Origin of the sequence: Alistipes onderdonkii (assembly GCF_025145285.1) — a bacterium.
In the GTDB taxonomy this organism is placed as follows: Bacteria; Bacteroidota; Bacteroidia; order Bacteroidales; family Rikenellaceae; genus Alistipes; species Alistipes onderdonkii.
Genome location: NZ_CP102251.1, coordinates 3,346,765 through 3,361,267, shown reverse-complemented (window position 1 = coordinate 3,361,267; position 14,503 = coordinate 3,346,765). Strand labels below are relative to the sequence as shown.

Sequence of the window (14,503 nt, the reverse complement as noted above, 5' to 3'; positions counted from 1 at the left end):
CAACAATGAAAAAACTGATATGTATCCTGTCGCTGTCAGGGGTCATGGGATGTACGGACTTGACGGAAAACATGTACAATGACCTGAACAAAACTAATTTTTACACATCCGCCGCCGAATACGATGCCGCATTCATGAACCAATACACTTTCCTGCGCAGCATGTCCTGCTGGAACGTCTACTACCTCCAGGAACTGACCACCGACGAAGCCTGCCTTCCGCAGAAAGGCCGCGACGGATACGACGGAGGCATCTACCAGCGCCTGCACTGGCATACGTGGACGACACGCGAAGAGATCATCGAAGGGGCATGGCTCGAACTCTACAAAGCCGTCGGATTCTCCAACCAGATTCTCGCGGACATGAAGGCGGCCGACAATAAGATTCTGCCCGCGCCGACACAACGGTTGTTCATCGCCGAAACCCGTGCGCTGCGGGCGTATTTCTACTGGATGCTGTGCGACCTCTTCGGCAACGTCCCCATCGTGGAAAGCGTTTCGGAAGAGAATCCCGCCACGCGCAGCCGCAAGGAGGTTTTCAGCTTCGTCGAACAGGAAATCAATGCCGTAAAGGAGCTGCTGCTCAGCCACTCCGATGCCAACAGCTACGGAAGGTTCACCCGCGAAGCCGCCCTTGCCTTGCTGTCGCGCCTTTACCTCAATGCCGAGGTCTATACGGGCGAGTCGCGTCTGGACGACTGCATTACGGTTTCCCGAGAGTTGCTTCAGTGCAACTTTTCGCTCGACAACACCTGGGACGCGCCCTTCGCCTGGGAAAACGAGAACAGCAAGGAAAATATCTTCGTCATTCCCAACGACGAGGTAATGGCCAACGAAATGAGCGCGCTGTTCTATCGCAATATCCACTGGTCGCAGGGCTCGCAATGGGAGTGGAAGAACCCCAATGGCGGGTGGAACGCAATCTGTACCGAACGCAGCTTCATCGAAAAATACGACATCGTCAACGACCGCCGCTGCAAATACGACCCCCGGAACGGCTATTACGGCCAGTTCATGTGGGGCCCGCAGTTCGACCAGGGCGGGAACCCGATCCTCGGCACGAACGAGTTTGCGGGGCAGCAACTCGACCTGACGTTGGATCTTCCCGACATGGTGAACAACAAGGAGAACGCCGGAGCGCGCAACATCAAGTATAAAGTGAAAATCGGGGCAAAGGGGCTGGCGAACGACTTTGTGATATTCCGGCTCGCGGAAACCTATTTCAACCTTGCCGAAGCGACCCTCCGGCAGTCGGGAACTCCCGACACGGAAGCCCTTGCGGGCATCAACGCACTACGCTCCCGAGCCGGAGTCCCGGCCTATACGGCGCAAACGCTGACACTCGACGAACTGTACGACGAAAAGGGACGCGAGATGTGCTACGAAACGGCACGCAGAACCGACATGATCCGTTTCGGGCGCTTCACCCTGCCCATGTGGGACAAAAACTATACGGACAACCCGAGGGTGACGATTTTCCCGATCCCGTATACTGCCGTCTCGATGAACCCCAACCTCAAGCAGCACCCCGAATATGAAAACATGTAAAACCAGAAACAACCGACCGTTATGAATATCCGACATTATCTTTGCGCATTGCTCTGCCTGCTGTCGGCAGCAGGGTGTTCCGACGAGAAAACCCCGTCGCTCGACTATACCGCAATAGACGAACTCATTGCCGAATGCACCCAGCTCCACGATTCGGCCGAAGAGGGCGAGGGACTCGGCGAATATGTAAAAGGCTCGAAAGATATTTTCCAAAAAAGCATCGACGAAGCCTCCTACGTCCGCAACAATACCGACCGGCAGTCCGCACTGGACAATTATTGCGAAAAGCTGGCTACGGCACGCGACGTATTCGCCGGCAGCAAGGTGTCGCCCGCATGTCCGCTTTTCGACGGCACGGGATACATAGATTGCGGTGCGGCGGCACAGTTCCTCTCGGCCAATATGACCGTCGAGGCATGGGTTTACATCAATGAAAAAACCGGGGGCAGCATCATCGGAGCCGAAGGTTCCGATGCCAACGGCGGATTGGGCGGCCTGCTGATCCGCCTGGCCGAGGGAGTGGATTACGCGATCGACTTCTGCATGGTGAACAATACCTGGTCGAGCTGCCTGTCCGGGGCCGGCTCCGCACCGCACAAACAATGGATACACATCGCAGCGACTTTCGACTCGGAGAACATATGCCTCTACCTGAACGGGGAATTCGCTTCGGCGATCAAAATCGCCCCATACGTCCCCGACTCCGACGGCAAATTCATCATCGGCGACCTGGCGCTTTTCAGCGGCCGGCAATTCCGTGGCAAAATCTACGACGTACGTGTCTGGAACACGACCCGCACCCCGGAACAGATTGCCTCGGCCTACGACCGGCTGCTTACGGGCGACGAGGAGGGGCTGGTCGCAAACTGGCAGCTCGCAGTCAAAAGCGGCGACAATATCGTCGACGTTACGGGCCGCTACCCCGCTACGCTCGTAAACATCAAATGGTCAGACCTCGACAACCTTTAACCAACAGACAACCGACATGAAAAAAGCACTTAATTCCCTGGTTCACATATTGCCGATGCTGGTATTCGCATTTTCGGCAACGGGTTGCAATGCCGTAATGCCCGACCGAATCATCGGCAGCAATCCCGAACAAGAATACGGCGACAACAACTACATGCAATGGGCTCGTGAAACCCTGGCCGCCATCGACCGGGATCTGCGCATCGACGGGACGGATTCCTACTACGAAAACCAGGATCGCACACAGGAGTCCTTTATCTGGGGGAACATTTTTCTGCAATACACCTACGCCGAAGGCGCCGGATTGCGTGCCGACGAATGGAAAGGCGCGCTCATGTCCTGCTACCAGAACCTGGAACGCCACTGGTCGCCCGACTACAAAGGCATTGCAGGCTACTGCACGCTGCCCGTAACGGCGGGCACCCCCGACCGTTACTACGACGAGAACGGCTGGATGGCCATCGGGCTGGCAAGGGCATACGAGCAGACCGGAGACCGGACATACCTCGAAAAAGCCCGGCAGGCACTGAATTTCACCATGTCGGGCGAAGATGACGTGCTCGGCGGAGGCATCTATTTCCAGGAAACCTTCGCCCAATACGAACCCCAGAAAAATACGATTTGTTCGGCCGTGGCTATCCTGGCATCCATGAAACTTTATGAACTGACCAATGAACAAGGGTTCCTCGAAGACGCCCGGCGCATCGAAGAATGGACGCGGGAAAACCTGCTCGACGGCTCGGACGATTTATTCTGGGACGCCAAGATGGTCGATGACGGGGCGGTCAACACCCAGAAATGGTCGTACAACGCGGGATTCATGATCCGCGGGTGGCTGTATCTATACAAAGCCACAGGGGAAGAGAGTTACCTGCGACAGGCCAAAGCGACTTTGGCATCGGCCGAAGCACGCTGGTTCAACCCGGTCAACGGTTCCCTCAACGACCCCGGTTATTTCGCATTCGCGCTGGTGGATGCGTGGTTCGACCTTTACGACCTGGAAAAGGATCCATCCGTGTTGTCCAAGGCATTGCAGGCAATCGGATTTATCCACGAATCGCTGCGCGACGCAAACGGCCGTTACCCCGAATACTGGAATGCGCCGCTCACACAACCCCTCGCTGAATACGACCTGCGTATGCAGAGCTGCGTGGCTTATCTCTATATGCGTGCGGCCGGATATATCCGTAAATAACGACTGCGATGAAAAGAGTCTTCATTCCTTTCGCATCCCTGCTGGCCGTATGCTGCACAAGCACGCCGGAATCACATGTCAATCCGCTGATAGGCACCGAAGTCTGGCAGGGCGGAATAGCCATCGCCGGACACGAAGAGGCTTCGGGATACACGTTCCCCGGCGTAACGGAACCTTTCGGCATGACCGAATGGACGGCCCACACCCTGCCCGACAAAAAACCGGGGACACTCCACCACCGCGTCCCCTATTGGTATGCACACGAATACATCTCGGGATTCCTGGGGACGCATTATCCCAGCGGAGCCGTAATGTTCGACTACGGGGCCCTGGAGCTCATGCCCCTGACCGGCACGCTGAAGGTCCGTCCCGAGGAACGCAGTTCGTCGTTCCGGCACGAGGCCGAACGGGCCCGGCCGTCGCTCTACGAGGTACATCTCGACGACTATGACATACAGGTTCGGATGGCGGCGACGAAAGCGTCGGCGGTCTTCGATTTCGTTTACCCGGCCTGCGACAGCGCCTACGTCGTAGTGGATGCCATGCCCTCGCTCTTTACGGCCGGGGCACCGGCCGAAATCAGCATTTTACCCGAACGGCGGGAGATCTCCGGCAAGAGCGCCATGACTGCACGGGCCTATCGCGAGACGGGATTTTTCGTTGTCCGCTTCGACAAGGAGTTCGAAGACTTCGGGACTTTCAACCAAAACATGGATTACCCCGAAGTCATCGAAAACCGGTATCTCTTCACAGAAAAGGATGGCAAACTCGTAAACGGCCTGCGGGGTGTCTATACCCACCAGTCCGACTGGCTGGGGGCCGTGCGCTCGGAGCGCATCGACCCTGTCGTGGATTTCGACTGGGACTGGTACCGTCCCGCCGACGATATCGACGTAAAGGATTACCAGGTAACATGGACAGGGAAACTCAAAGCGCCCGAAACGGGCAGCTACCTGCTCGGGCTGCAATCCGATGACGGGGCACGGCTCTGGCTCGACGGGGAGTTGGTAATCGACGACTGGGGCCCGCATGGTTACAGCATGACGCCCACACAGAAAAACGTAATGCTGGAAGCCGGTCGAATGTATGATATCCGTGTCGACTACTACCAGCATGAATGGAATTCGCGGGTCAAGCTGAGCTGGATCCGGCCCGGAGATGCAGCGCGGAAATTACTGCTTCCCGGAAATAAACGGTTGGCATGTTCCACCAAATGCGGAGCCTATGTCCGGTTCGAGGCCGCCACCGGAGAAACCGTAAGGGCATGGGTCGGGACATCGTTTATCAGCGAAGAGGACGCCCGTGCCAACCTCGAACGCGAAATCGCCGGAGCCGGGGTGGATAAAATCGCCCGCGCAACGGCTGCAAAATGGAACGAGGCCCTCGCCTGCATCGAATTGCCGGGAGCCACCGAACAACAGAAGCAGGTCTTCTATACGGCGCTTTACCACGCATTCCTGCTGCCGCGCAGCATTTCGGAAAACGGCCGATACAGGAGCCCGTACAACGGACAAGTCTGCGAAGGCGAAAGTTTCACGGATTATTCCACATGGGATACGTTCCGGGCACTTCATCCGCTGCTGGTGCTTCTGAAACCCGACCTGGCGTCGCACATGGTCACCGGACTGCTCAATGGATACGACGAAGGCGGTTGGATGCCCAAATGGCCGAACCCGGGCTACACGAACTGCATGATGGGGACGCACTCGGATGCGATCATCGCCGACGCCTATGTCAAGGGAGTCCGCGGATTCGACGAGAAGAAGGCGGCCGAGGCCATGCTCAAGAATGCCAATGTGAAAGGGAACCATATTGCCTGGGGACGCCTCGGAATCGAGGATTACAACAGCCTGGGCTATGTTCCGGTCGACCACTACCGGGAATCCGTAGCCCGGACGATGGAATTCGCCTACGACGACTGGTGCCTGGCACGTTTCTTCGAGGCGAAAGGGGATACGGAAAAGGCCCGCGAATACGATCTGCGAAGCCAGCGTTTCAAAAACGTACTCGACGCCGAGACAAAGTTGGTGCGCGCCCGTCGCAGTGACGGCACATGGGCAGCGCCTTCGGATTACAATATCAGCGTCTGGAGCGGGTTCAACGAAACGGGAGCCCTGAACTACCGCAAGAACTACACGTTGTTCGCACCGCACGATGTCCCTGCCCTGATCGAATTCATGGGCGGGAACGATGCCATGGCCGCTTTCCTCGACGACATTTTCGACAACGGGATATATTATGTCGGCGACGAATTTTCGATGCACGCCCCCTACATGTATAACCTGTGCGGGATGCCGTGGAAGACGCAGCTGCGCGTTTACGACATCGTAAACACCTACTATCTGCCGCAGCCGAGCGGATTGCCGGGGAACGACGACTGCGGACAGCTCAGCGCATGGTATTTATTCAGTGCCATGGGATTCTATCCCATGTGCCCGGGTTCCACCGAATACCAGCTGGGAATTCCCTGCCTGCCGGAAATCATACTGCATCTACCCAATGGCAGGGATTTCCGCATCGTCTGTGAAAATTTCGGATCCGGCAACTGCTACGTACAATCGGTCACCCTCAACGGGAAAGCGCTCGAACGGCCGGCAATAGAGCATGCGGATATTCTCCGCGGCGGGGAATTGAGGTTTTCGGTCGCCGATACCCCGTCGGAAACCTGTTTCACCAGTAAATCCCGGTAATTGCCGCCGAAGGATCGTTTGAAACGGATATACTTCGCGGCGACTTGCCCCTGCCGGTTGTCCGCCCCGGAGGCTCGACGGCCCGACACCCATCGAATAACGCTGTAAACGAACAATTTACAGCGTTATTTCTTTATCATAGAGAGACATCGGGCATAAAAGGGGGGGGGCAGGGAACAAAAAAGGGACACCTTTTACAAGGATGTCCCTTTTTATTTCGTAGCGGGTCCGAGACTTGAACTCGGGACCTCATGATTATGAATCATGCGCTCTAACCAGCTGAGCTAACCCGCCATTGCATTAAAGCGAGTGCAAAGGTAATAGAATTTTTCATTCGTGCAAAATCTTTCGGCAAAAAATCACCGGAAAATTCGCAGTCCGGGGCTTTGGCACCGATTTTGCCCCGCCTGTGGGCAAACAGAACGACATGTCGCTGACAGATACCTCACGCAACGAAATTACCAATTCCCTGAGCATACTCAAGGTAATCGCCGGCGTAGTCCTGCTCGTCGCGGTCTCGTGGGAAATCATCGGCGGAGACCACACCCGCTTTTCGCATACCTACCTGACCGTGCAGCTGGCGGTCTGCATCCTTTTCCTGTGCGATTTCTTCGTACGCTGGGCGGCAGCCATGCATAAAGGGCGCTTCTTCGGGCGGAACATCCTGTTCTTCCTGATCTCGATCCCCTACCTGAACATCCTCGACTGGAGCGGCGCAGACCTACCCCGCTACTGGGCCATGCTGATCGGGGTGATGCCGCTCATGCGGGCGTTCCTGGCGCTCTACGTGGTCGTGCGATGGCTCGTGGACAACAAGATCCGCCAGCTATTCACGGCCTACATCTTCACGGTCGTAGTCTTCACCTACATCTCGGCACTCGTCTTCTACGACTACGAAATACTCGTCAACGACAAGCTCCACGGCTTCGGGAACGCCCTGTGGTGGGCCTGGATGAACGTCACGACCGTCGGTGCCGAAATATTCGCCGTCACGGCCATCGGCAAGGTCATCACCATCCTGCTGCCCACGCTGGGGATGATGATGTTCCCGATCTTCACCACTTATATATTACAGGAATACACGCACAAAAAGGAATCCGACCAATAAGACCGCCCGGCCCGGGCGGCGGATACCCCTATCCTGCGGGAACCGCACGAATGCATAAAAGGCTGTCTGCGCCGTGCAGACAGCCTTTTACACCTGTTTGCGGAACTATTTTTTCTGCTCCCTGAGCAGGTCTCGGATCTCCGCCAGCAGCAACTCCTCCTTCGTGGGTGCGGGTTCGGGCGCAGGCGCCGGAGCGGCGGCCTCCTCCTTTTTCCGCATCAGCCGGTTCATCAGCTTGACCATCAGGAAGACGCAGAATGCCAGGATCGTAAAGTCGATGCACTGCTGGATGAAGGCGCCGTAATTCCAGTAAACGGGCTCGGCAGCCGCCTTCACGGCAGCTTCGCCGCCGCCCGTCACGACGTCGCCGACGGCATGCACGGCACTCGAAGTCATGTCCCGGAACTTCGAAATGTCGAGCCGCAGCTGCGAGAAATCGGTATTGCCGATCAGCGCCCCGATCGGCGGCATCAGGATGTCGTTCACCAGCGACGACACGATCTTGCCGAACGCGCCGCCGATGATTACACCGACGGCCATGTCCATCACGTTCCCCTTGAGGGCGAACTCCTTGAATTCTTTTAGAAAAGCCATAAGTCTGAGGTTTAATTATTTGATGGTGCAAATATACTATTTTTCCGGAAAATCGCACGAAGCAAGGGCAGCCGGCTGTATACCGGCTGCCCTTTTTCCGGACGAATGTGCCGGACGGGATTACCCGATCTCGGCCAGTACGGCGTCGGTAGCCACGTTCTCGCCGGGCTGTACCAGCACCTGCTTTACCGTGCCGGCGTAATCGGTCGTCACGGAATTCTCCATTTTCATGGCCTCCAGGACTGCGATCTCGTCGCCGGCCTTGACCGTATCGCCCACTTTGACCTTGAGTTCGATGATGCGGCCGGGCAGCGGCGCCGTCACGGCATTGCCCGTGATGACGATCTTCTTCACCTCCTCGGCTTTCTTCTCCTCGGCCTTGGGCTCGGCGGGTTTGGCCGCGGCGTAGGCCTTGACCTTCATGTCCGTGAGGAAAGTCTTGGCTACCATCGGGAACAACTCGAGCAGCAACACCTCCTTCTCGTTGGCGGCGAGCTTCACGCCTCCGGCTTCGGGAAGTTCGGGGTTGGGCTGCATCTGGTATTTCGACGTATCGTAGGGGGTTTCCTCACGCACGCCGCAGATCTTAAAGCGGAATTCGGGGTCGATTTTCACGGGCGTGTGTCCGTACTCGCCCTTGACCAGGCCGACGAACTGCGAGCTCTTGTTGGTGTACATCGGACGCCCGGCCTTCTCGTCGAGGGCGCAGTTGACGGCCTGCGCACCGACGATCTGCGAGGTCGGGGTCACCAGCGGCGGCAGGCCTGCGGCCAGGCGCACCGAGGGGATCAGCTCCATGGCGCGCGGCAGGATGTCCTCGGCCTTGAGCTGCTTGAGCTGGGCGACCATGTTCGAGTACATGCCGCCGGGTATCTCGGCCTTTTGCACCAGTTCGTTGGGAGCCGGGAAACCGAAATAGGCCTCGATCTTGCGGCAGGCGTCGATCGTGCCGTCCTCATCGTCGGCCTTGGCGGCCGCGATGGCTTTGTCGAACAGGGCGTCGATCTCGGCGGGCAGCTTGTCAGTCAGCGGGTTGAATGCCTTGGGTTCGGGTTTGTCCGCGCCGAATACCGACTGGTTGAGCTCCTTGCGGATCTCTCGCAGCTGGGTGTTGATCTTGGCCACGGCCTCCATGTTCACGCCGGTGTCGACACCCAGTTTGCCGCAGAACACGTGGATCAGCTCGATGGCCGGGGCACCCGTGCCTTCGGCGAAATACCAGCAGTTGGTATCGACGATGTCGACGCCGGCCACGATGGCCGCGAGCACCGAAGCCAGGCCGTAGCCGGGGGTACAGTGGGTATGGAAATCGACCGGAATCGAGATGTTCTTCTTGAACAGCTTGACCAGCGTGGCGACACGGCGCGGCGGGATCAGGCCCGACATGTCCTTGATGGTAATCATGTCGGCGCCCAGTGCGGCCATCTGTTTGGCCTTGTCGAGGAAATAGGCATCCGTGAAGACGGGCTGCGGCTGTTTCTTGCCCATCAGGCGCTGCATGAAGGAGGGTTCGGGATATTTCGGGTCGACCGTATAACATACGGCGCAGTCGGCGATGCCGCCGTACTGCTTGACGTATTTGATCGTCGATTTCACGTTGTCCACGTCGTTCAGGGCATCGAAGATACGCATGATGCCCAGCCCGCTTTCGATCGCGTTGCGGCAGAAGCCGTCGATCACGTCGTCGGGGTAAGGCGCGTAGCCGAACAGGTTACGGCCGCGCGAAAGCGCCGTGAGCTTCGACACCTTGCCCACAGCCTTGTAGATCGTCTCCAGGCGCGTCCACGGGTTCTCGTTGAGATAACGCATCACCGAGTCGGGTACGGCACCGCCCCAGACCTCCATCGCATAGAAATTTGCATCCTTGTAGAAGGGCAGACAACGGTCTACCTGTGCCTGCGACATGCGCGTCGCGAACGAGGACTGCTGTCCGTCGCGCAACGTAAGGTCTCTGATTTTGAGATTTCTCGCCATTGTGATATTTTTGATTAAGGGTTCTTGTTGCCGCTTTTACTGTTATTCCAATAACAAAGATAATAAACAATTTGAAATTCCAACCATTTTACAGGGATTTTTCACAAAAAACACCGGAAACGGTTACTTTTCGTAAAAGCGCCCCGCCCGGAAGCGCCCGGCGGGCTACGCCTGAATATCCTGCTCGGGGACGAACAACTGCTTGTACGACGTCCCGTCGAGGTACTTCTTCTTGAAGATATTGACGCAGAAGACGAACATCTCCAGCATCAGCGGCCCGAAAATCACGCCCATGAACCCGAAGAGCGACAGCCCGATGAAAACGCCGAAGATCGTCACCAGCGGATGCGTATCGGCCATCTTCTTCTGCATGATGAACCGCACGACGTTGTCCACGTGCGTCACGACCAGCCCGCCGTAGAGGAGCAGCCCGATGGCCGGCCCCCAGTCGCCCGTCAGCGCCATGTAACCCGCAAGCGGCAGCCATATGAGCGCCGTCCCGAAGATGGGGATGATCGTTGCGAAACAGGTCAGCACGCCCCAGAACAGCGGGCTCGGGGCGTTGAAGACCAGGTAGCCCACGAACGCCACGACGCCCTGCACGACGGCCAGCAGGGGGATGCCGATGGCGTTCGAACGGACGATCATGTGCACCTCGCGCATGACGCTGCTGCCCACGTCCCGGTTGAAAGGCAGTATCTCGCGGCAGTAGCCTTCCATGCGCAGGCCGCCGATGAGCATGAAATAGAGCACGAACAGCAGCACGATGATGTTGATGCCGAAATCCATGATGCTGCCCAGCACCCACTGCCCCAGCCGGGGGATCACGCCCACGAGCGACGTGATGTTCTTCTCCTGCCAGAGGTTGTATCCCGTCTTGTCGTGGATCAGCGCAGCGATGTGCTTGAGCGGCTCGACGACCGACTCGGGCGCGAGGGCGATGTCCTGCACCTGGTTGACGACCATCCAGACGATCAGGCTGATCGGCACCAGGAAACACAGCACCGCCTCGCCCAGCAGCAGCGACGCGGCCAGGCTGCGCCGCCATTTGCGGCAGGCCGTGAGGTAATGCATCTGCCGCCGGAGCAGCACGTAGATCGTCATGGCACCCAGCACCCCGCCCAGAAACGGGGTCAGCTCGATGAAGATCGTGACCCCCAGTCCGAGGATCAACACGAAAAGCGAATAACGCCAGTATAGTTCCTTGAAAGCCTGCATGCGAGTCAGCTGCACAAGGAACGTGCCGCACGTGCAAGACAATGCCCGTCAACAGGTTGAAAAATATTTGAACAAAATTTGCGGTGTTCTGTTGCGGCTGTGAAATATTTGGTTTAAATTTGTATAAGCAAATTATGGACGGCTTTATGGAAATAACGGTTTCCACCGGCACCCTGCATCACCGATACGGTGCGGGAGAAGGTATGCAAACCGGACATCGGCTATCGCCGGGCACGGCCTGCGATACGCAACAACGAGGGGTATCTCACACGCGGAGTATCCCTCGCAACTTTATACAAACCCCAGCATACCATGGATCTCAGAGCCTTCCCGAAAGGCTGCCGGGGGTTAAAATCCTGTGAAACTTCCGCCACCCCACCGGCGGGAGCGGAAAAATCCCCGATCTTAGTGCCGCGAACCACGACACCACGCTATGAAGAAACCGAAATATCCATTACACTCTTTTATTTACTAATCCATTAAAAAGTATGAGAAAACATTTACAACATTTCCTCATGACGGCCGCCCTGATCCTGTTCGGAGTGTCCGCCGCTGTCGCGCAATCGGCAGTTACGGGTAAAATCGTAGATGAGACCGGCGCACCGCTGATCGGTGCCTCTGTGACCGTACCCGGCACATCGCAGGGTGTCAGCACCGACGTCGACGGCAACTTCACGCTGAAGACCGATGCCAAGGAGATCGAGATCAGCTACGTGGGCTACGTCCCGACCAAAAAACCCGTCACGGGCCCGAACGCACGCCTGGGCATCATCCAGATGGAGCCCGACGCCGTGGCATTGCAGGATGTCATCGTCATGCAGTCGGTGGCCGTGCAGCGCAAAACCCCGGTAGCCGTATCGACGGTCAACGCCGAGGAGATCAGCTACAAACTCGGCGGGCAGGAGTTCCCCGAAATCCTGAAATCGACCCCGGGCGTCTACGTGACCAAGGACGGCGGCGGCTTCGGCGACTCGAAGATCAACATGCGCGGTTTCCAGGCGGCCAACGTGGCCGTAATGGTCAACGGCGTCCCCGTGAACGACATGGAGTGGGGGGGGGTATACTGGTCGAACTGGGCCGGCCTCTCGGACGTGACGCGCAGCATGCAGACCCAGCGCGGCCTGGGCGCCTCGAAAATCTCGTCGCCCTCGGTCGGCGGTTCGGTCAACATCGTGACCAACGGCATCGAGGCCAAGCAGGGCGGCACGTTCTCGTTCGGCGTAGGTAACGACGGCCTTTACAGCCTTTCGTTCAGCCTCTCGACGGGCCTCACGAAGAGCGGCTGGGCACTGTCGGTACTCGGCGCGAAGCGCTGGGGCGACGGTTACATCCAGGGAACCAACTTCGAAGGCTACAACTGGTTCGTCAACATCTCGAAGCGCATCAACGACCGCCACCAGTTGTCGCTGACCGCCTTCGGCGCCCCGCAGAAGCACGCGCAGCGCCATGCCCTCGACGACGGACTGAAGATCGAGGAGTGGCAGAAGGCCAAGAACTTCATGGGCGAAAAGGACATGTACCGCTACAACGCCGAGTACGGTTTCGACAAGAACGGCAGGCAGCGCTACTCGCACTTCAACGAATACCACAAGCCCCAGATCTCGCTGAACCACCAGTGGCAGATCGACTACAAGTCGTCGCTCTCGACGGCGCTCTACATGTCGATCGGACGCGGCAGCGGCTACTCGGGCCAGGGCCGCACCTCGGCAGACCGCAACATGTGGAAGGGTACCAACTACGGCGTGCTGAACACCACCTTCCGTAACCCCGACGGCACGTTCGCCTACGACAAGATCCAGGAGATGAACGCCGCCAGTCCCGACGGTTCGCGCATGATCATGTCGAAGAGCAACAACAACCACATGTGGTACGGGCTGCTCTCGACCTATACCAACCAAATCTCCAAGTCGCTCGAACTGTCGGCCGGTATCGACGTGCGCTACTACATCGGCGAGCACAACAACGAGATCATCGACCTCTACGACGGTAAGTACTACATCGACGACGACAGCCGCAAGAACGTCAAGGCCGAGCAGAACGCCGCCGCAGCCGATCCCAACTGGAAATACCAGAAATTACAGGTCGGCGACAAGGTTTACCGCGACTACGACGGCCACGTACACCAGGAAGGCGTATTCGCCCAGCTGGAGTGGACGAAGAAAAACCTCAACGCCTTCGTATCGGGTTCGGTTTCCAACACCGGCTACTGGCGCTACGACCGCTTCTACTACGACGCCGCACACGCCGAGTCCGAGCACGTGAACTTCATCGGTTACACGGTCAAGGGAGGCGCCAACTACAACATCAACGAGAAACACAACGTGTTCGCCAACCTGGGCTACATCAGCCGCGCCCCGTTCTTCTCGGGCGGCGCGTTCCTGCAGAGCACCACGAGCAACGCCAAGAACCCCGACCCGCTGAACGAAAAGGTCTTCTCGGCCGAGGTAGGCTACGGGTTCCGCTCGGGCATCCTTTCGGTCAACCTGAACGGTTACTACACGCTCTGGATGGACAAGTCGGTCGTACGTTCCAGCTCGATGGCCAACGGCGACTACGCCCGCGTGAACCTCTCGGGTGTGGACGCACGCCACATGGGCCTCGAACTGGACTTCGTCCTGCGCCCCAACCGCTGGCTGGACGTGACTGGTATGCTTTCGCTGGGCGACTGGCAGTGGGACAGCGACTCGAAGGGCTACATCTACGACACGCAGGGGCAGCCCCTGACCAAGGCTTTGGACGGCACGGTCGCCTCGGGCATCATGGCTGAAGACCACGCATGGCTGAACCTGAAGCAGAAAGGCATCAAGGTCGGCGGTTCGGCACAGACCACCGGAGCCCTCGGCGTCACGGTACGCCCGATGAAGGGCCTGCGCGTCAGCGCCGACTGGAACGCCTACGGCAACAACTACGCCGACTTCTACATCGGTTCGCAGACCAGCCTGAGCGGTAACTCGACCGTCGACGTGAAAGACCCGTGGAAAATTCCGTGGGGACACCAGCTCGACCTCTCGGCCAGCTACGCCTTCAAGATCGGCAACGTACGCGCCACGATCTACGGCAACGTGAACAACGTCTACGACTACAACTACATCATGGACGCGCAGTGCGCCGCAGCCGACGAAGGTATCTGGCAGAACGTATATGCCGTAATGTACTCGTTCGGTCGTACCTATACCGTAAGACTGAAAATTAACTTCTAATTACAGCG

The 14,503-nt window shown here is 57.8% G+C and carries 9 protein-coding genes and 1 tRNA gene; 6 read left to right on the top strand and 4 right to left on the bottom strand.

All coding sequences use genetic code 11. From position 1 onward, the window contains the following. Positions 1-5: 5 nt before the first annotated feature. The 4 genes from NQ559_RS13865 to NQ559_RS13850 are packed head-to-tail and all read left to right on the top strand — an operon-like array spanning position 6 to position 6,401. Complete coding sequence (locus tag NQ559_RS13865; RefSeq protein ID WP_026318610.1) at positions 6-1,547, top strand: RagB/SusD family nutrient uptake outer membrane protein; 1,542 nt, start codon at positions 6-8, stop codon at positions 1,545-1,547. Positions 1,548-1,568: 21 nt separating this feature from the next. Next, on the top strand, positions 1,569-2,516 hold the full coding sequence (locus tag NQ559_RS13860) for a LamG domain-containing protein (RefSeq protein WP_018697100.1): 948 nt from the start codon (positions 1,569-1,571) through the stop codon (positions 2,514-2,516). A gap of 16 nt (positions 2,517-2,532) precedes the next feature. Next, positions 2,533-3,711 carry a glycoside hydrolase family 76 protein gene (locus tag NQ559_RS13855; RefSeq protein WP_026318612.1) on the top strand — a complete coding sequence of 393 codons (1,179 nt, stop codon included), beginning with the start codon at positions 2,533-2,535 and terminating at the stop codon, positions 3,709-3,711. 8 nt (positions 3,712-3,719) lie between these two features. Then, on the top strand, positions 3,720-6,401 hold the full coding sequence (locus NQ559_RS13850) for a GH92 family glycosyl hydrolase (protein ID WP_018697102.1): 2,682 nt from the start codon (positions 3,720-3,722) through the stop codon (positions 6,399-6,401). 220 nt (positions 6,402-6,621) lie between these two features. Here the strand turns inward: NQ559_RS13850 and NQ559_RS13845 are convergent. Further along, positions 6,622-6,695: transfer RNA gene (locus NQ559_RS13845), tRNA-Met, on the bottom strand. A gap of 133 nt (positions 6,696-6,828) precedes the next feature. On the opposite strand from NQ559_RS13845, the gene NQ559_RS13840 reads away from it, so the two are divergent. After that, positions 6,829-7,509, top strand: coding sequence for a potassium channel family protein (locus NQ559_RS13840; protein ID WP_018697103.1), 681 nt, complete (start codon positions 6,829-6,831; stop codon positions 7,507-7,509). A 105-nt stretch (positions 7,510-7,614) separates the two neighbouring features. On the opposite strand, the gene mscL is transcribed toward NQ559_RS13840, so the two are convergent. From mscL to NQ559_RS13825, 3 genes are all read right to left on the bottom strand, one after another. Next, positions 7,615-8,103: a large conductance mechanosensitive channel protein MscL gene (mscL, locus tag NQ559_RS13835; RefSeq protein ID WP_018697104.1), complete on the bottom strand. Its 489-nt coding sequence runs from the start codon at positions 8,101-8,103 to the stop codon at positions 7,615-7,617. Positions 8,104-8,223: 120 nt separating this feature from the next. Then, on the bottom strand, positions 8,224-10,077 hold the full coding sequence (locus NQ559_RS13830) for a biotin/lipoyl-containing protein (RefSeq protein ID WP_026318613.1): 1,854 nt from the start codon (positions 10,075-10,077) through the stop codon (positions 8,224-8,226). Positions 10,078-10,242: 165 nt separating this feature from the next. Beyond that, on the bottom strand, positions 10,243-11,295 hold the full coding sequence (locus NQ559_RS13825) for an AI-2E family transporter (protein ID WP_022331703.1): 1,053 nt from the start codon (positions 11,293-11,295) through the stop codon (positions 10,243-10,245). 488 nt (positions 11,296-11,783) lie between these two features. Between NQ559_RS13825 and NQ559_RS13820 the strand changes: the two genes are divergently transcribed. Then, the gene (locus tag NQ559_RS13820; RefSeq protein WP_022331702.1) at positions 11,784-14,495 is read left to right on the top strand and encodes a TonB-dependent receptor; all 2,712 of its coding nucleotides are present in this window, start codon (positions 11,784-11,786) and stop codon (positions 14,493-14,495) included. The last annotated feature ends 8 nt before the right edge of the window (positions 14,496-14,503 follow it).